13 protein-coding genes are annotated in these 18,341 nt (G+C 54.1%); 11 read left to right on the forward strand and 2 right to left on the reverse strand.

The genetic code is table 11. The features are described 5' to 3' along the window. The first annotated feature begins 52 nt into the window (after positions 1–52). The 5 genes from KVT34_RS21165 (at position 53) to KVT34_RS21185 (ending at position 5,312) form a co-directional block, all read left to right on the forward strand. Positions 53–1,003: an ABC transporter substrate-binding protein gene (locus KVT34_RS21165; protein ID WP_217560826.1), complete on the forward strand. Its 951-nt coding sequence runs from the start codon at positions 53–55 to the stop codon at positions 1,001–1,003. A gap of 143 nt (positions 1,004–1,146) precedes the next feature. Further along, positions 1,147–1,461, forward strand: a complete 315-nt coding sequence (locus KVT34_RS21170) for a hypothetical protein (protein ID WP_217560827.1) — start codon at positions 1,147–1,149, stop codon at positions 1,459–1,461. 133 nt (positions 1,462–1,594) lie between these two features. Continuing rightward, a complete protein-coding gene (locus KVT34_RS32635) occupies positions 1,595–2,608 on the forward strand; it encodes an ABC transporter substrate-binding protein (RefSeq protein ID WP_309244116.1) in 1,014 nt (337 codons plus the stop codon). Between the two features lie 311 nt (positions 2,609–2,919). Then, positions 2,920–4,290 (forward strand): cytochrome ubiquinol oxidase subunit I, encoded by a 1,371-nt coding sequence (locus tag KVT34_RS21180; protein ID WP_217560828.1) that lies wholly within the window; start codon positions 2,920–2,922, stop codon positions 4,288–4,290. After that, positions 4,287–5,312 (forward strand): cytochrome d ubiquinol oxidase subunit II, encoded by a 1,026-nt coding sequence (locus KVT34_RS21185; RefSeq protein ID WP_217560830.1) that lies wholly within the window; start codon positions 4,287–4,289, stop codon positions 5,310–5,312. Before KVT34_RS21180 ends, KVT34_RS21185 begins: the two co-directional genes overlap by 4 nt. Before the next feature lie 263 nt (positions 5,313–5,575). On the opposite strand, the gene KVT34_RS32455 is transcribed toward KVT34_RS21185, so the two are convergent. Beyond that, on the reverse strand, positions 5,576–5,701 hold the full coding sequence (locus KVT34_RS32455) for a hypothetical protein (RefSeq protein WP_302695515.1): 126 nt from the start codon (positions 5,699–5,701) through the stop codon (positions 5,576–5,578). Between the two features lie 62 nt (positions 5,702–5,763). Between KVT34_RS32455 and KVT34_RS21190 the strand changes: the two genes are divergently transcribed. The 3 genes from KVT34_RS21190 (at position 5,764) to KVT34_RS31955 (ending at position 10,328) form a co-directional block, all read left to right on the forward strand. Continuing rightward, positions 5,764–7,515 (forward strand): ABC transporter ATP-binding protein, encoded by a 1,752-nt coding sequence (locus KVT34_RS21190; protein ID WP_217560831.1) that lies wholly within the window; start codon positions 5,764–5,766, stop codon positions 7,513–7,515. 6 nt (positions 7,516–7,521) lie between these two features. Next, the gene (locus KVT34_RS21195) at positions 7,522–9,609 is read left to right on the forward strand and encodes an ABC transporter ATP-binding protein (RefSeq protein ID WP_217560832.1); all 2,088 of its coding nucleotides are present in this window, start codon (positions 7,522–7,524) and stop codon (positions 9,607–9,609) included. 212 nt (positions 9,610–9,821) lie between these two features. Further along, positions 9,822–10,328 carry a hypothetical protein gene (locus KVT34_RS31955; protein ID WP_254635038.1) on the forward strand — a complete coding sequence of 169 codons (507 nt, stop codon included), beginning with the start codon at positions 9,822–9,824 and terminating at the stop codon, positions 10,326–10,328. A gap of 132 nt (positions 10,329–10,460) precedes the next feature. Here the strand turns inward: KVT34_RS31955 and KVT34_RS21205 are convergent, their stop codons facing one another. Next, complete coding sequence (locus KVT34_RS21205; protein WP_217560833.1) at positions 10,461–11,096, reverse strand: FMN-dependent NADH-azoreductase; 636 nt, start codon at positions 11,094–11,096, stop codon at positions 10,461–10,463. Between the two features lie 207 nt (positions 11,097–11,303). Here KVT34_RS21205 and uvsE point away from each other — a divergent pair, with 207 nt between their 5' ends. The 3 genes from uvsE to KVT34_RS21220 all read left to right on the forward strand — a co-directional run bounded on the left by uvsE (position 11,304) and on the right by KVT34_RS21220 (position 18,303). Beyond that, on the forward strand, positions 11,304–12,260 hold the full coding sequence (gene uvsE / locus KVT34_RS21210; RefSeq protein WP_309244117.1) for a UV DNA damage repair endonuclease UvsE: 957 nt from the start codon (positions 11,304–11,306) through the stop codon (positions 12,258–12,260). 175 nt (positions 12,261–12,435) lie between these two features. Beyond that, a complete protein-coding gene (locus tag KVT34_RS21215) occupies positions 12,436–14,757 on the forward strand; it encodes an S-layer homology domain-containing protein (protein ID WP_217560835.1) in 2,322 nt (773 codons plus the stop codon). Positions 14,758–14,964: 207 nt separating this feature from the next. Beyond that, positions 14,965–18,303 carry an efflux RND transporter permease subunit gene (locus tag KVT34_RS21220; protein WP_217560837.1) on the forward strand — a complete coding sequence of 1,113 codons (3,339 nt, stop codon included), beginning with the start codon at positions 14,965–14,967 and terminating at the stop codon, positions 18,301–18,303. Positions 18,304–18,341 lie beyond the last annotated feature (38 nt).

Consider the following 18,341-nt stretch of genomic DNA (forward strand, 5'->3'; position numbering starts at 1 on the left):
TTCTGCTGCGGTATTCTTTTCTTGTGCTCTTAAAAGGTATGCAGGAAGGAGAATGGCCATTAAATATGAACGATGGTTAAGCATGCTTGTAATCGTTTCGGCTCTGATGCTGGTTTCCGGTTGTTCATTTTCATCCCCATTGCCGGGCACAACAACGTCCAAGACCTTTTATCCATTAAAGCTTACGGATAGCTGTGGACGCGATGTTGTTATTCCGCACGAACCCCAAACGGTGACTGTACTTGATTCTTGGGAAAACGACTTTATGGAGACCATCGGGGCAGGTCATAAGAGTAAACCTTTTATGGGGGGAATCGGACCTTCAATCGAAGCCATGTTAAACGAAATAAAGGCTGAAAAGACGGATTTGGTTTTAATCGATTGGAGAAGAGAAATCGATGCAGAAATATCATGCACTATCACGGGTAAATTGGCACGTAATGGAGTTCCAGTATACGCTGCCGATCAAACCGCAATCCCTAAAGTTATTCAAGAAATGAAACAAATCGGCAAGATGCTGAACCAAAGTCAAATGGCGGACAATGCCTCGAACCGGCTCACCCAAGCCTTACAAAAAACGCGGGACACTTTAAACGCCAGCGGACCTAAAACGGTATTTTGGGAGATCCAAGTTAATGAAGGAGACGATGGGGCTCCGAAGTATTCAACAATCGTTCCTCAAAGTCTAGAGCAGAGTTTACTGACAGAAGCAGGCGGGAGCAATATCGCAGTGAATGAGGAGCCATTTATACCTGGTCAGGTCCGAATCAATGATGATTTTATTCAATCTGCCGATCCTCATTATATTCTGATATACGGTTATGAAGCACTTAATAATAGGAACTACATACCAGTTACTGCAAGGGATCGTTGGAGAGATATAAAAGCCGTCAGAGAAAATCGAATTTTATCGCTGCCGCCTTCCTTCGGTTCCCCTAGTACGCTGCACGATGACATCCTCTTACTGGTACAATTCTTGTACCAAGAGAGGCCGGTAGAATGAGCTGGGTTTAAATGTTGTCTAGATATCAAGGAGGGATTTCAATTAAAACCTTAATGGTATCATCAATGTTGTTATTTTTATTAATAGCAGTATTGGGATGTGACGGAAAACCGTTAAACGCAAATATTTCGGAGTCGATCAAGATGCCTAAGGAGATTAACGTTATATTTGGGGACGGTAACCAATTAACCATTTCGGATAAAGTAACAATTGAAAAAGTTCTAGGTGAGATCCAATCCATTAATTATGAACGCATAGAAATTCCTGATTCTGTTGGGCAAAACTTTTCATTGGGGTTAGAAAATGATCTAAAATACACCAGCACCGGTTATTTAGAAATCAATAAGACTTACTATAAGGCAAAGGATACAAAAATAGTTGTTAATTTAGACAACTACATAGTAGCTTTAGGCAAAGAAAAAATACCCGGCTTACTGGGTGATAAATTGTCAAGATGAAGAAAACTTAATACATTTGGTTTTATGTAATTTTAGTTATTCAGACTTACGTATATGGAAAAAAGTTATATTTTTATATCGAGATAGTTTGGAGGTCTTTACTGGGCAATTATTATGAATTAGGAAGGAGGCCGTGCTTATTCAAACAACAAACAAGAAGTGCTGGTGTTTCCTGACTAATTTGGTTGCGCTGTCAAGTATAATGATGGCTACCGGATGTTCCCCTGAGCAATCCATTAATCCGCAGCTTAGTACCGCTCCCAATCCAATAGCTTCGAAGCCTGCTGCCGATAAGCAAACAGTTTATCCTCTGGTTTTGAAGGATGCTTGCGGGGCAGAGATCACCATCCCAAGTGAACCACAACGGGTTGCCGTAGACAATGCTGAACTTAACGACTTTATGAAAGTCATTGGGGCAAGCGACAAAATCGTCGAAGTAACGGAAGATTCGGCAAGCAGTTTGTGGGGAGCAAGGGAACGGATTATCGCAAAATCGAAACCGGATTTTTTCCTCTATCCAGCCCCATCCGTTCTAGTTTATCCAGGTTCAGAGATGTGCATGAACATACAAAGCTTTCGGACGTTGGGATTTCCTATCTGGGTAACAGGGCATTCCGAGATCGACCAGATTGCTTCGGATATGCTCACAGTGGGGATCATTCTGAACAGGCGAGAGCCTGCGGAACAAGCATCGGACAAGCTGGGGAAAGCTATCGCGCAAGTGAAGGAAGCCCGGCAGGGACTGCCGTTGAAAAAGGTCTACTGGGAACGGGGGTACAACCGCTCTTTTTTCAAGAATAATCAAGTGACCAGTGTAGGCGTAGGAAAAAATACGTTGGAAGACGATATGCTTTCCTTGGCCGGAGGAGAAAATATTTTACCGTGGATAGAAAACCAAAACCCGGATAGCATCCCCGTTGAACTAGAGCAGCTGCGCAAGGCTGATCCGGATCTGATTCTATACCAAAATTACTTCCGTTCCCCTGAATATGTTCCTCCTAAAGAGCGTGAAGAGTGGCAAAACCTGAGCGCCATACGGGCTTCACAACTGTATGTTTATCCTTTCGATGAGATGCGCTACAGCGAGCTGTCAGACAACTTGATGACTCTTCTTAAGTCGATTCATCCGGAAGCAATAAGCCTTTAATGTACAGCAATGGAAAACCGACCATAAAGAAGATGCCCGACTTTTAAAAACAATGGTCGATAAAGCGGCAGAACAGGAGATTTCTACACATTTCCGAATGAACAAAAATAAATAGTGTCCCTATTAAAAGAGCTGTCTAAAGGTAGATTTCATCTGCTTTCGGACAGTTCTTTCCCGTTATAACTGCTCCATCCAAAAGGCTAAGTCAGGAACTGACGTACTCCGAGGTGCCGCAAACGCATACTTTCTTCCTTTTTGACCCATATTACAGGAAAGAATTGGGCCGGGTGGCTACAAAGGAGTGTGGATCTATGGATACCGTCGTGATGGCGCGGGCCTTGTTCGGCACGTCAATGGCGTTTCATATTATTTTTGCGACGCTCGGGGTCGGGCTTCCGATGATGATCGTGTTTGCGGAAATCATGTATCATGTCAAAAAAGACCGCGACTACGTGGTGCTAGCCAGAAGGTGGACGAAAGCTTCCGGCATTCTGCTGGGCGTCGCGATTCCGTCGGGAACGATCGTCGGCGTGATGCTCTCTTTGCTCTGGCCGGGCTTCATGCGGATCGTCGGGCAGGTGATCGCGCTGCCGTTTCAGATCGAAATGTGGGCCTTTTTTTTCGAGGCCCTCTTTATGTCGATCTACTTGTACGCGGCCGACCGGCTGCCTCCGGTCGTACGGATCATCAGCGTGATCTTCGTCGCGATCGGGGCGAGCGCTTCGGCCGTGATGATCACGGACGCACACGCGTTTATGAACACGCCGAGAGGGTTTTCCATCAACGCCAACGGAGACTTCGTCGACATCCGCCCGTGGGAGGCCGTGTTCAACCCGAGCCTCTGGTCGACGTCGCTGCACGTCCTGTCCACGGCCTATATGACAGGCGCCTTCGCCGTCGCGTCCGTGGCGGCTTACAAGCTGCTCAAGGCACGCAAAGCCCCACGCGAAGCGGATTACCACCGCAAGGGTCTGTTTCTCGCGCTCATCTTCGGCGGCATCATGACGGCTTTCACGGCCGTCAACGGACATGCGACGGCCCAGATGCTGCATCATCACATCCCCGAAAAGCTTGCCGCCGCCGAAGGGTTGTTCGAGACGCAGTCCCACGCCCCGCTTGCCATTTTCGGCAAAGTCGACGAAGCGACGCAGTCCATCAAGGGAGCGATCGAGCTGCCGGGCTTTCTCAGCTTGCTTGCAGGCAACCGTTTCGACACCGTCGTCCGGGGCCTGAACGGATTCCCGCGGGAGAACTGGCCGCCGCTGTACATTCACACCCTCTTTAACCTGATGGTGTTCATCGGTATGTTCCTGCTCGCCATGGCTTTTCTGGGCCTGCTCATCCGCATCTGGTTCAAAAAGCCTTACCCGAGCTGGCTACTGGCCGTCCTTGTCGCTTCGGGGCCTCTCTCCATGCTGGGCATCGAGATCGGCTGGATCTTCAGCTGCACGGGCCGGCAGCCCTGGACGGTTTACCACGTGCAGCGGACCAGCGAAGCCGCCCTGCAGTCTCAGGGCATCGGGACCCTGTTCGTCATGTTCGTGTCGGTCTACGTGTTTCTGCTTGTCGTGACGTCGATCGTCATGCACGTCTACTTCAAGCGGCATCCTGTCTCGGAAGCGCTCGGACTTGCCGCCGCTAACGGAGACCAGGCCCAGGCAGCCGAGGGGGCGAGTACATGAGCGACGTAACTTTGGCAGTCAGCGTACTCTGGGTATTCCTGTTCACGTACTCGATCCTCGGCTCCATCGACTTCGGCGCCGGTTTCTGGTCGATGTACTTCAGCGGTCAGCACCATACGAAGGCGGGAGCCCTCGCGAACCGGTATTTGTCGCCGACCTGGGAAGTGACGAACGTGTTTCTCGTCCTGTTCGTCGTGGCTCTTGCGGGTTTCTTCCCGAAGGCGACCCATATGCTCGGCGCGGCCCTGCTCGTGCCGGTCTCGCTCGTTCTCCTGCTGCTGCTCGTTCGCAGCACGTTCATGGTTTACGCTTACTCCGTGTCGAAGCACGGCCGCCTGCTGCGGGTCGTTTCCGGGATTACGGGTCTCCTTATCCCGGGACTTCTGGTCAGCGTGCTGCCGATCACGCTGGGAGGCTTCGTCACCGTTGAAAACGGAGTGCCGGTCCTTCACCTCGGCGAACTGTTCACCAGTTTGACGGAGTACGCGCATCTCGGCTTCGGGCTGTCGACCGAGTTGTTCATGTCCGCGCTCTTCCTGGCGGACTACTCCCGCGAGGCGGGGGACGAGGAGACGTACCGCGATTACCGCAGGCTTGCGATTATCTGGGGGCCCATCAACCTGCTGATGGCCATGCTCACCGTCAGCACCTTTTCCGAGCATGCGCCGTGGATCGTGGAGGGGTTTAAGCGGTATGCCTTCTGGTTCGGCCTTTCCGTAGCAGCCTTCATCGCCGCTTATATTTTGCTGCTAAAAAGAAGGCCGGACGGCCGCCGCGGCTACCCGCGGGCTTCGATTATTACGGTCATCATCCAGTACGGGCTGGCGAGTTATGCGTATTTTTCCGCGCACATGCCTTACATGGTTTATCCTCACTTGACGTTCGACGAAGGGATTACGAACCCGACGATGTTCCGTTCGCTTTTCATCGGATATATCGTGAGTTCGGCGATTCTGGTTCCCGTGTTTTATTTGTTTTGGAGGCTATTTCTCAAAGATAAGCGCTATCTGCAAAAAGAATAAGCGGAGCAAAAAGGTCGTTGAGGCGGCACTGCTCCATTTTGGTTATAACTATTTTCTCCGGCTTGTTCGGGTTGACATTCCTTTCCAACGGGTGATACAATCACACCAAGTTGACGCGAAAGCGCAGAAAAATGACCGGAGAAGAAAGGGTGGTATCGATGTTTAGAATGTTGCCTGTCCATGGAATACATCCGTATGCAGTGAACAAGGGAACAGCTGAATATTCGGTACACCCGTTAAACCGCACATCGGGATAGCGGCGTTCAGACGCCCGCATTTCCGTAATCATGGCTGCCCGCAGCCGGTTTAATGGGCGCAGGCTTTGCCGCGCTTTTGAGGACGTACCGTTTGTTAGTCGAACGGTGCGTCCTTTTTTCATGGTCCCGCATGGAGACCGCCCTCATTTTTCTAGAGAGACACGAATACGGAAACAAGAAAGAAGGTGACCTGTTTGTTCAGTATTTTACAGAAGCTCGGCTGGTTTTTTAAAAAGCACTGGATCCGCTACACGGTAGCGATTACGCTTCTGATCGTCGCCGGTATCGTGGAGATTATTCCTCCGAAGATTCTCGGTTACGCGGTTGACGAGATCCATATGGGTTCGATTACGGCGGGCGGGCTGATCGCCATGATCTCATGGACGCTGGGGATTACGGCCATTATTTATTTGATGACCTATGTTTGGATGTATCAGTTGTTCGGAGGCGCTTTTCTGGTGGAACGCGTGCTGCGTTCCAGATTTATGAGGCATCTGCTGAAGATGACTCCGACCTTTTTCGAAAAGTACCGCACGGGCGATCTGATGGCCCGCGCCACTAATGATCTTCGGTCCGTTTCCGCTACGGCGGGCTTCGGTATTTTGACGCTGGTGGATTCCAGTGCGTTTATGCTCGTGATTCTTTTTACGATGGGTATCACGATCTCCTGGAAGCTTACGTTTGCGGCCCTACTGCCGCTTCCGTTCATCGCGCTTGCCATGAAATTTTACGGCAAAACGATTCATGAACGGTACACGACGGCCCAGGATGCGTTCGGCCAGATGAACGATCAGGTGCTGGAAGCGACGGCGGGTGTCCGGGTTCTACGGGCGTATGTTCAGGAAGCCAACGAACAGGAGCGCTTCCGCGAACTGACGGAGGATGTGTACAACAAGAACATTGCGGTTGCCAAAATCGACGCCTTGTTCGATCCGACGATCAAGCTGCTTGTCGGGGCGAGTTATCTGATCGGTCTGGGCTACGGCGCGTATCTCGTGTTTCAAACCGAACTTACGCTTGGACAGCTCCTGTCCTTCAACATCTATCTCGGGATGCTGATCTGGCCGATGTTCGCGATCGGCGAGCTGATCAACATCATGCAGCGGGGCAACGCTTCTCTGGACCGGGTCAACGAAACGCTGGGGTACCGACCCGATGTGCAGGACGTCCCGCATCCGGCGGCGAATGCGAAGCCGGGTACCATCGGCTTCCGGGAAGCCGCGTTCAAGTACCCCTCCTCGGGTACTCCCAATCTGGAGGACATTAGTTTCACGCTGCGTCAGGGCGAGACCCTCGGCGTGGTCGGCCGGACCGGCAGCGGGAAATCCACGCTGCTGAAGCAGCTGCTGCGGCAGTATCCGACCGGCAGCGGCTCGATCACCATCGACGGCGTGCCTATCCAGCAGATTCCGCTGGAGCAGCTGCAGTCGTGGATCGGCTATGTGCCGCAGGAGCAGATTCTGTTCTCCAAGACCGTAAGGGAGAACATCAAGTTCGGCAAGTCCGACGCAAGCGAGGACGATGTGCTGCAGGCGATCGAACGTGCCGCCTTCACGCAGGACATCGGTACGCTGGCAGACGGGCTCGACACCCTTGTCGGCGAGAAGGGCGTAGCTTTGTCCGGGGGACAGAAGCAGCGTGTCTCGCTGGCGAGGGCCTTGATCGCAGACCCCGAAATTCTGCTGCTCGACGATGCGATGTCAGCGGTGGATGCGCGGACCGAAGCGAGAATTATCGAGAACATTCGGCGGGAGCGTGCCGGCAAAACGACGCTCATCTCCACGCATCGGCTGTCCGCCATCGAGCACGCGGACCGAATTCTCGTCCTCGACGAGGGCCGGATTGTCGAAGCGGGAACCCATGAAGAGCTGCTGGCGCTGGGCGGTTGGTACAAAGAACAGTACGAGCGCCAGCAGGTCGAATCCAATTTGACGGAAGCGGGGTGATCGGCCTTGCACACAGGCAAACGTTTGGTGCAGTACGCACTTCATCATAAAAAATTATTTATTCTTGCACTACTTATGCTTACGGTCGCGGTAGCGGCAGAGCTGTCCGGTCCTTTTATCGCCAAGCGGATGATCGATACGCATATCCTCGGGATCGAGCAGCCTTGGTACAAAGTCCCGCGGGAAACCGGCAGCGCCGGGAATACCGTGGACAACGGGGACACGGTATCCTACGGGGGCGAGCTTTACAAACGCGGAGACCGTTTCGCGGAAGGCGAAACGCGCGGTGACGAGGCCAGGCTGCTTCAGGTCGGCACGCGATTCGTCTTCGTGAACGGGCCGATCGCCTTTGACGGCCAGCGGTCCTGGCAGGACGGCAAGCTGACGGTCACGAGAGGCGGAGAGAGCGCCGTATACGAAGCGAAGTCGCTGACCAAAGGCGAGCTCTACGTGTTCTATCGGCCGGAGTTGACCAAATTAATCCGGCTGGCCCTGCTTTATCTCGGGCTGCTGGCCGTAGCGGCTGTCTTCACCTTCGGAGAGCGGTACATGCTACAGGTTTCCGCAAACCGTGTTATTCAGAAGCTGCGGCTGGATGTGTATAGGCAAATTCAGCGGCTGCCCATCCATTATTTCGACAATCTTCCGGCCGGAAAGGTCGTATCCAGGGTGACCAATGACACCGAGGCCGTCCGCGACTTATTCGTGACGGTGCTGGCGAACTTTTTCACGGGCTTCGTGTATATCACGGGGATTTTTATCGCCCTGTTCCTTCTGGATGTGAAGCTCGGCGCGATCTGTCTTCTGATCGTCCCGCTGCTGGTCGTCTGGGTCATCATTTACCGGAAGTACGCTTCGCGGTACAACAAAATCATCCGTTCGCGCTTAAGCGACATTAACGGGATGATCAATGAAGCCATCCAGGGGATGACGATCATCCGTGCGTTTCGCCGTCAGAAAGAAACGATGGAGGAGTTCGAAACGCTCAACGAGGATTACCTCAAGCACCAGCAGAAGCTGCAAAGCTTGAACGCCCTCACCTCCCACAATCTGGTCGGAGTGCTGCGGAACATCTCTTTCGCGCTGCTGCTCTGGCATTTCGGAGGCGCTTCGATGGGAACGGGAGCCGAATCCGTGATCTCCTTCGGGGTGCTGTACGCCTTCATCGACTACTTGAACCGGCTCTTCCAGCCGATCACCGGGATGGTGAATCAGCTTGCGACGCTCGATCAATCGATCATTTCGGCGGGACGCGTGTTCGAGCTGATGGATGAACGGGGCGAAGACGTTGCCGAAGGCCGGCTGCCCCGGTACAAAGGCGATGTCAGCTTCGAGCGGGTGTCCTTCGCTTACAAGGAAGATTATGTGCTCAAGAACATTTCCTTCGAGGCGAAGCAGGGGCAGACTGTGGCGCTCGTGGGCCATACCGGTTCAGGCAAAAGCTCCATTATGAACCTATTGTTCCGGTTCTATGATCCGCAGAAAGGAACGATTCGGGTGGACGGCCAGGATATCACGGCCATGCCCAAGCAGCTTCTGCGTCAGCATATGGGCATCGTGCTGCAGGATCCGTTCCTCTTCACGGGAACGATTGCCAGCAACGTCAGCCTCGGGGACGGCACGATTCCGCGGGAGAAGGTGGATGCGGCGCTGCGGGATGTCGGCGGCGAGCGCATATTCGCCAACCTGCCGGGAGGCTTCGACGAGCCCGTGCTCGAAAAAGGAAGCACGCTCTCCGCGGGCCAGAGGCAGCTGATCTCGTTCGCGCGTGCGCTTGCTTTCGATCCGGCGATTCTTATCCTAGACGAAGCGACCGCCAACATCGATACGGAGACGGAAGCTGTGATTCAGGCCGCGCTCGATGTCGTCAAGAAAGGCCGGACCACTTTCATCATCGCGCACCGGCTGTCTACGATCCGCAGCGCGGATCTGATTCTGGTCCTGCACCGCGGCGAGATTGTGGAGCGGGGGAATCACGAGGAGCTGCTGGAGCTGGGCGGCCGGTACTCCCAGATGTACCGTCTGCAGCAGGGAGGCTCCGCTGCGGGCGTTGCGCCGGGCGGGGTCGCAACCGGTATCGCGGCTTCTACGTAAAAGCCGCTAAGCCTTGGAGGAAACCCGGTCTGCTATTTGGTTCACGAGTATGAACGGTGCCGCGGCACTGTTCGAGACTCCGCGGGGCTTACCATGGGTCTTTTGGTAGAGGGTTTCCCTTCGTTTTTTATACTTTCTATTGAGCCCGGAGAAGTCCGGGTCTTTTTTTATAAAAATTTTAAGGTATAATTAGGAAGAAAGAAGGCGGACGTATGAAACGCGAAGACGCCTCGGTACGTAAATTAAACAAGGGTATGGAAAATCCGGTTGAAACGATTTGTAAGATTCGCGGACTGCTCCCGCGTCTACGGAAGGTCTTCCGGGTCGAGCGTTACACCCTGCGATGTGTAAAATTAAATAAGACGGGGCGTTTTCATTCACGCGCCGCCGTCCTGCGAAAAGAGGGATTTATCGTGAGTTCGGAAACGAAACGCGTTTTGAATGTGATTCAACTTATTGTGGAAATCGGAATTATCATCGGCTACGTAGTCGGCCTTATCCCGTTCGGATTCCTATGGTCCGGCGGCTGGGTAGTGCCTCTCGTATTCGTGAGTGCCGTCATCGGCCTGATCAACAGCAACCGGACGCTGCTTCCGGCCGTCGTCAACATCGTGCTGGCCTTCCTCAGCTACATTCCGCTCGTCGGTTATGTCACGAGAATCGTCGGTCTGCTGGTGTCCGCGTATAACATCTCCCTGATCAGACGCGACCAATACTAAGCCCGGTCCCTGTCGAACGCTGTGGCGTTATGCACGGAAGAAACCCCGTAAATCTTAGGATTTACGGGGTTTTTCTGTGTGAAGGGAGAGGGTTTATGTCCCTCATGCTTTTCAAGTCGTAGTCGTTTCGGACTAAAACGTCCGGGCTTTTTCCTGTGCGTGTTTAATGGCGTCTTGTTTAATCTGCTCGGCGCGGTCGGGGAACTGGGCCATCCCTTCCACATAAAGCGTTTCAAAGGACGATATTCCGAAGAAGGACATGATCGTTTTCAGATACGGACTTCCGAAGTCCGACCCGGCTCCGGGGCCTTGGGAATAAACGCCGCCGCATGCGTAGACGTGCAGCGCTTTTTTGCCGGTAAGCAGGCCGACCGGGCCGTTTTCCGTGTACTTGAACGTTTTACCCGCCGTGCAGATCGTATCGATATAGGCTTTCATGAGGGGCGGGAAGGAGAAATTCCACATCGGAGTGACGAAAACATATTTGTCGCCCGCCACAAACTGATCCGTCAGCTCGCCGAAACGGGTCACTTTTTTCTTTTCTTCTTCCGATAGCTGGTCAAACGAACTGCCGGAGCGCAGCTTGCCCCAGCCGCTAAAGACGTCCGTATCGATTTGCGGAATGTACGCTTTGTACAGGTCCAGTGTCACGATATGGTCTCCGGGGTGATTTTCGCGGTAAGCATCGAGAAACGCTTTGCCGACGGCCATGCTGTAAGAAGCCCGGTCGTCATGCGGATGTGCCGTAATATAGAGAAGCGTGGACATGAAAGAACCCTCCTGAGAATGTGCGGTAGATTTGTGGTTTATTGAGGCGTCCTGTTCCGGAAAGATTCCGGCTGACAACCATACGGGGATAATATCTGCCGCCGCCGGAAGGGGTATGCCTGCCAAATTCGCACAACCTCTTCATTCAGAGATACAACCCGGAGGCCCTGGGGTAAAAAAATCTGGCACGGGAAACCTGAAGAAGAGGTGACAAGCTTGGAAGTTCGCATCGGCTATGTAGCGCAGGCGCTGGCTATTTATCACAACACACCGAGCTCGACGTTTACGTATAAACGGTTCAAAGAAGGGCCTTATGAAGAATCGCTGGCAAAGGCGATCGAGGTGGGGCGCCGCAATCTGGAAGCTACGCGCAGAATTCTTTATTATAATGCGGCGCACGGAATCCGCCTGTACCGGCTCAGTTCTTCGCTGATCCCGCTCGCCACCCATCCCGATGTCCATATCGGGGTTAAAGAGGTGTACAGGGAGGAGCTTGCCGAGCTGGGTGCTTTTGCCCGCCTCCACGATATCCGACTGTCGATGCATCCCAACCAATTTACGCTGCTCAACGGTTCGGATGCGGTGGTGGATGCCGCGATACGCGACCTGGACTATCATGCGGACATTCTCGGCGGCATGGGGATGGGCAGCGATTGCATCATTAATATCCATGTGGGCGGAGCCTACGGGGACAAGCATGCTTCGGCCGAACGTCTCCTCTCGAACCTGCCGCGGGTGCCGGAATCCATTTTGAAGCGTCTGACTTTTGAAAATGACGATAAAACCTATACGGCCGAAGAAACGCTGTCCGTATGTCGGCGCAGCGGGGTTCCCGTGATGCTCGATCTTCACCACGACTGGTGCAACCCCTCTTCTCGCCCGGGTATCGAGCTGCTCCCGCAAATAGCGGAGACATGGAAGGACCGTCCGATGAAAGTTCATGTTTCCTCGCCGAAGAACGACAAAGACTTCCGCTCTCATGCCGAGTATGTGGAAGCGGGACCGCTGCTTGTTTTTTTGAAAGCATGCAAGGAGGAAGGGCTGGACCGGCTCGATGTGATGGTGGAGGCCAAGCGGAAAGATTACGCATGCCTTAAGCTCGCCGAGGATCTTTCTTCCGTAAGGGGGATAAGGCGCTTGGACGGCGGCATTCTATCAATGTGACGAGGGTGGAAGGGATCCTTTTGAACGCCTCTAAACCTTATAGAAATGACAAAAAAGTAACAGGTTAAGAGATGGGGAATTTTTCCGCAACCTTTGCCCGGATTTGTCCGTCTCAGATGGTGAGAAATGGAATCCAGTATGTTCCATTCCACCTATTCGAAGGAGGCAGGTCCGTTTGAAAATTATTCTGAAAGCAGGTACGGCAGTGGTCACTTCCGCACTGCTGTTCGGCACGGTTACGCCGGTTATGGCGAGCAAGGCGGTTACGGGGGCGTCCGCAACTATTGCGAATCCGGTTTCGGATCAAGGGAAAGAGCAGGTCGACATTTCCCAGGAAGAGGTAAAGGTAACGAAAGAGCAGGCCGTCGAGCTGGCTAAAAAATACGTTGCCCTGCCGGAAGGCTTCTCTTTGCAGGGGGCTAATTTAAGCATGTCCCGTGGATTCGGGGGCAAGCCTGCAAAAACCTGGAACCTGAATTTTAGCCACAAAGAAAAGAAAGACTACTATTCTTATCTGTCTTATAGTCTGGACGCGGATTCCGGTGCTTTGCTCGGGTACAATTTCAGCAGCAAAAATCCCGACAGCAAGCCCGTTTACCCGCCGAAAACCAGCTTGGATCAAGCTAAAACCATTGCATCCGATTACATAGCAAAATTAAGTCCGGAGCTGCAAAAGCAGGTGAAATACAACGACCTGCACGAAGCTTCCCGCAAAACCCCGCTGAATGTATACGAAGACTATCGGTTTACTTTTGAAAGGGTCGTGGACGGAGTTCCTTTCCCTCAAAACAATATCACGGTGGCCATAGACAGCGAAGGCCGTCTTTCCGATTACCGCGTGTATTGGGATAAGGATGCGGCTTTCGATAAAAAGGAAGGCGTCATCACTCCGGAGCAGGCTGACAAAGCGTTCCGCAATCAAGCGGAACCGGTGCTTCAATACCTCATTCCTTACCAGTCGAAGGAGCTCAAACCGGCGATTTCATACACTATGGCGGCGCTTCAGATTGATGCCAAAACTGGCAAACCGCTGTATGAGAGTAAAGCTCCCGCCGCTGTCAAGGCACTGACCGAACAACCTCAGAGCGGTACGGCAACGGCGGTGACTACGAAGGAATCGGCGCTTAAACGGGCTCAGCAGCTGGTGAAAATCCCGGCGGATGCCAAGCTTGAAGAAGCGAACTACAGTGAATACGAGAACGAATCCACGAAACAGACGGACGCTAACTGGAATTTCCAATGGGCGCTTCCGGGTAAAGACGGAGCGAAGGATAACAGAGGGTACGTATCTCTGGCTATCGACGCCAAAACCGGTGAACTGACGAACTTCTCCCAATATGACTATAGCTCTAACCGTACGATCAAGCCGGAGGAAGTTAAAGTTTCCTTCGAAGAAGCGAAAGGGAAGGCGGTTGACTTCTTAAAGAAAACGAATCCTTCCTATACGCATCAGCTAGTGCTGGAAACGACGGAAGCCCCCAAAACGGACAGCAAACTCGTCGGGATCGACCAGGATTACACGTATACCTTCCTGTTCTCCCGGTTCATTGACGGGGTCCGGGTAGAGAACGACAATATTCATGTAAGCGTGGATAAACGTACGGGCGATGTCCAGAACAGCTACGTGAATATAAGCAAGCTGGCTTTCCCGGCTAAGAAACCGGCCGTGCTTGATAAAGATAAAGCGAAAGAGCTGCTGCTTTCCCAATACCAGCTTCGCCTGGTTTACCAGAGCGTCGGCTTAGAAGGTCAAATTCCTCCGGGAATCCCTATGGAGCGCTACAATGTTCTCGCAGCTTCCGGTAAATATCCGACGGACAACCAAAATCAAAAAGCCCAGCTGGTTTACACGCTGGAGAACAAATACGAAAACGTCGCTTATTTCCTTGATGCGGAGAGCGGTAAATGGCGCAGCAGAGACAACGGCGAGGTGATCTCTCTGGAGCCGGTGAAGGTTGACGATATCGCCGGCCACTGGGCGCAAAACGAGCTTCAACTGATGCTCGATTATCAAGCCCTTGAAGTGAAGGACGGCAAGGTCAATCCGAATCAGTCCATCAAGCGCGGGGAGCTTATCAAGATGCTCGTCATCGCAGACAGCGGAGGCGGATATTACCCGGCGGGAGCGATGGATGGCCGCAAAAACTCGTTCAAAGACGTGGAGAAAAGCAACGCGTATTTCTCTTACGTGGAAACGGCTCTGGACCGCAAATGGATCGACCGGACGTCCGACGAGTTCAATCCGGAGCAGCCGATTACCCGCGAGGAAATGGCTTCGCTGATCGTCCGTGCGCTGAACTATAAGAAACTGACGGAGTTCGATAACGTCTTTAACCGTAATTTTACGGACGCTTCCGAACTTAAGAACATCGGAAACGCAGCCATTGTGACCGGAATGGGCATCATGAGTGCGGACGGGGGCAAGTTCAGTCCGAAACTTGAAGTGACACGCGCCCAGGCGGCAACAGCCTTCTACCGGTATTTGCAGAAGCGTTAACTTCCATTCCGCTGCACACAACTCCATAAAAAATTAAGAGACTGCCGGGTTCGGCAGTCTTTTTTTTGGGAAAAAAGGAGAATAGGCAGGAGACCTCCGTAACGGATCGGAATTGAATCGGGCGCCGGTTGCTCAGGGAGATTCCCTTATTTGAGGAGTCACTGTTTTTACAGCATACATTCAGACGAACAGACAGGAGTGAAAATAGTGAGAGGGATTATCCGGTATTCTCTGAACAATAAGCTGGTTATCTGGCTGCTTACGATTCTTGTTACGGCCGCGGGCATTTACGCCGGTCTCAGCATGAAGCAGGAGACGCTTCCGAATCTGGAAGTGCCTGTCCTTACCGTTACAACGGTATATCCCGGCGCCGCGCCGGAAGAAGTGGCCGACCGGATCACGGGTCCTCTCGAGCAGAAGGTCCGGAGCCTGGACGGTGTAGACGTTGTAAGCTCGACATCCATGGAAAACGTATCTTCCATCGTGATGGAATATTCGTACAAGAAGGACATGGACAAGGCCGTTTCCGAAGTGAAGGAAGCCGTCGCCGATTTTGCGCTTCCCAGCGGAGCCCAGGAAACGAAAGTGTCCAAAATCAATATAAACGCATTTCCTGTCGTATCGCTGAGCGTGGCGGGGGACAAGCAATCGCTTGACGAGCTGACCCGGCAGATCGAAAGTGATCTGCTTCCTGCGCTCGAAGGGGTTCCGGGCGCGGCAAGCGTGGAGATCTCGGGCCAGCACCAGCAGGAAGTCCGTCTGACCTTTGACCGGGACAAGCTCAAGACTTACGGGCTGAGCGAGGATACGGTCAAAGGGATCGTTCAGGGATCGGCCGTCCAAGTCCCCCTGGGCCTCTACGAAGTCGGGCGGACCGAGAAAACCCTCGTCGTCGACGGCAACGTGAAGAGTCTGGACGATCTGCGGAATCTGGAGATTCCGCTCGTTCCCGGCGGAGCCGGTGCGGCGGGCGCAGCAGGCCCGGCAGCCGGGGGCGCAGGAGGAGCACCCGGTGCCCGCGGCGGAGCGGGGGCGGGCGCAGCACTCGGTGCGGGTACGGCAGCGGCCCCGGGCAGTGCCGCAGGCGCCGGCAGGGCGGGCGGCGCAGTGTCGGCGCCTGCGGGGGCGGCCGGTCTGCCGACCGTGAAGCTTGCCGAGCTGGCGGCAATCGAGCTGGCCGACCGGGCCGACTCGATCTCCCGCACGAACGGCAAGGAGTCCATCGGCATCCAGGTCGTGAAGGCGCCGGACGCGAACACGGTGGATGTCGTAAACGCCGTCAAGGAGGAGGCCGACAAATTCCGGCAGGCGAACAGCGGCGTGGAGACCGTGATCATGCTCGACCAGGGCAAGCCGATCGAGGATTCGGTCAACACGATGCTGAGCAAAGCCGTATTCGGCGCTTTATTCGCCGTATTGATCATCATGCTGTTCCTGCGCAACTGGCGAACGACGCTGATTTCCATCGTCTCGATTCCGCTTTCGCTGCTCATCGGCATCCTGCTGCTGCAGCAGATGGACATCACGCTGAACATCATGACGCTGGGAGCAATGACGGTCGCCATCGGCCGGGTGGTGGACGACTCGATAGTCGTCATCGAGAACATCTACCGGCGGATGTCCAGCCCGTCCGAGCCTCTGCGGGGCAAAGCCCTTATCCGCGAAGCGACGCGGGAGATGTTTATGCCTATCTTCTCATCGACCCTCGTGACGATTGCGGTCTTTCTCCCGCTTGGCTTCGTGAGCGGTCCCGTCGGGCAGTTGTTCCTGCCCTTCGCCCTGACGATGGTATTCGCGCTGCTTGCCTCGCTGCTTGTCGCGATCACCATCGTGCCGATGCTGGGGCATTCCATGTTCCGCCGCAGGCTGGAACGTATGGGCCCGGCACCGGTTCCGGCCTTTGCGGAAGGCGGCGCGTCCGGTGCCCTTCCGCTTGGCATGGACCCGGCCCAATCGGTCCGGTTACGCCGCGCCCGGGATAAAGGCCAAAACCGGCGCGGCCATGACGAAACCGGCCGTCTGGGGCGTTTTTACAGACAGGTCCTGGATACAACGTTGAATCATAAACTCATCGCTTTCGGCACGGCTATTCTCCTGCTGGCGGGAAGCTTGCTGCTGGCTACGCGGGTCGGCGTCAGTTTTCTTCCGGAAGAAGAGCAGAAATACGCCATGGTGACCTACACGCCTTCCCCGGGCGAAACGCTGGACGATGTGAAGCGGAAGGCGCTGGAAGCGGAGAAATATGTGCTTGGGCGAAGCGGTGTCCGTAATCTGCAGTACTCGGTAGGCGGACAGAATCCGATGTCGCCCGGGCCGTCCAAGTCCGCGCTTTTTTATGTGGAATACGATCCCGAATTTGCCGATTTCACGGCCGAGAAGAAGAGGCTGGTCCAAGGATTGACGGACACCGTTCATGGAAACTGGAAACCGATGGATATGGGCGGCGGCGTAGGGGGCAGCAAGCTGAGTCTCTACGTGTACGGAGAGAAGCTCGACGAGATTCGAACCGCTGCGGACAAAATTCAGGCTCTGATGAAGAATCGGCCGGAATTCGATAAGGTAGCCTCCAGCCTGTCTGAATCGTACGGCCAGTACACGATTGTCGCGGATCCGGCCAAGCTGAGCAAGCTCGGTTTGACGGCCGGTCAGATTGCGGCGGCTTTCAGCCGGGATCGCGAGCGCCCCGTTCTGGCCAAAGTTGGGGTCGAGGGCAAAGAGGTCGAGGTTTACGTGCAAGCCGACCCAAAAACGTACGCGGATCTTTCCGCGATCGAAAACAGCACGATCACGTCCCCGCTTGGTGTGGAGGTCCCTCTTAAAAACGTGGCCAAAGTAGAGGAGGGCCTGTCGCCCAATGCGGTTACCCACCGGGATACGAAGCTGTACGCCGAGGTGTCGGCAGATATTACGTCCAAGGATGTGGGCGCGGCCTCCACAGGACTGAAGAGCGAGATTGACAAGCTCGGCCTCCCTTCGTCCGTACGCGTCGATTTCGGAGGTGTAACGGAACAGATCAACGAGACTTTCTCTCAGCTCGGTCTCGCCATGATCGCAGCCGTCGCGATTGTGTATCTGGTGCTCGTTATGTTCTTCGGAGGAGCGCTGACTCCGTTTGCGATCCTGTTTTCGCTGCCTTTCACGATCATCGGCGCCATTGTGGCCCTTCTTGTGACAGGGGAGACCTTGAGCGTGTCGGCCATGATGGGGGCGCTCATGCTTATCGGCATTGTTGTCACCAATGCCATTGTCCTGCTGGACAGGGTGATTCATAACGAAAAGGCCGGCATGAGAACGCGCGAGGCGCTCCTCGAGGCGGCCGCTACCCGGCTGCGGCCTATTCTGATGACGGCTCTCGCTACCGTCGGCGCCCTTCTGCCGCTGGCTTTCGGATTCGAAAGCGGCGGTCTGATCTCCAAGGGACTAGCCGTTACCGTGATCGGCGGTCTGATCTCTTCGACGCTGCTGACGCTCATCATCGTACCTGTTGTGTACGAATTCCTGGCTAAATTCCGGCGCAGACGCCCGGCTTCCGAACTGGAGGACTAACGCTGCTCAGACGCTCAGGCTTACGCTTCCACAGTCAG

The organism is Paenibacillus sp. GbtcB18 (assembly GCF_019091125.1).
Taxonomy (GTDB): Bacteria; Bacillota; Bacilli; order Paenibacillales; family NBRC-103111; genus Paenibacillus_F; species Paenibacillus_F chitinolyticus.

Bases quoted from the DNA above. Each gene is read 5' to 3' on its own strand.
- KVT34_RS21165 (WP_217560826.1), top strand. From the start codon at position 53: ATGGCCATTAAATATGAACGATGGTTAAGCATGCTTGTAATCGTTTCG.
- KVT34_RS21170 (WP_217560827.1), top strand. From the start codon at position 1,147: ATGCCTAAGGAGATTAACGTTATATTTGGGGACGGTAACCAATTAACC.
- KVT34_RS21180 (WP_217560828.1), top strand. From the start codon at position 2,920: ATGGATACCGTCGTGATGGCGCGGGCCTTGTTCGGCACGTCAATGGCG.
- KVT34_RS21185 (WP_217560830.1), top strand. From the start codon at position 4,287: ATGAGCGACGTAACTTTGGCAGTCAGCGTACTCTGGGTATTCCTGTTC.
- KVT34_RS32455 (WP_302695515.1), bottom strand. From the start codon at position 5,701: ATGCGGGACCATGAAAAAAGGACGCACCGTTCGACTAACAAACGGTAC.
- KVT34_RS31955 (WP_254635038.1), top strand. From the start codon at position 9,822: ATGAAACGCGAAGACGCCTCGGTACGTAAATTAAACAAGGGTATGGAA.
- KVT34_RS21205 (WP_217560833.1), bottom strand. From the start codon at position 11,096: ATGTCCACGCTTCTCTATATTACGGCACATCCGCATGACGACCGGGCT.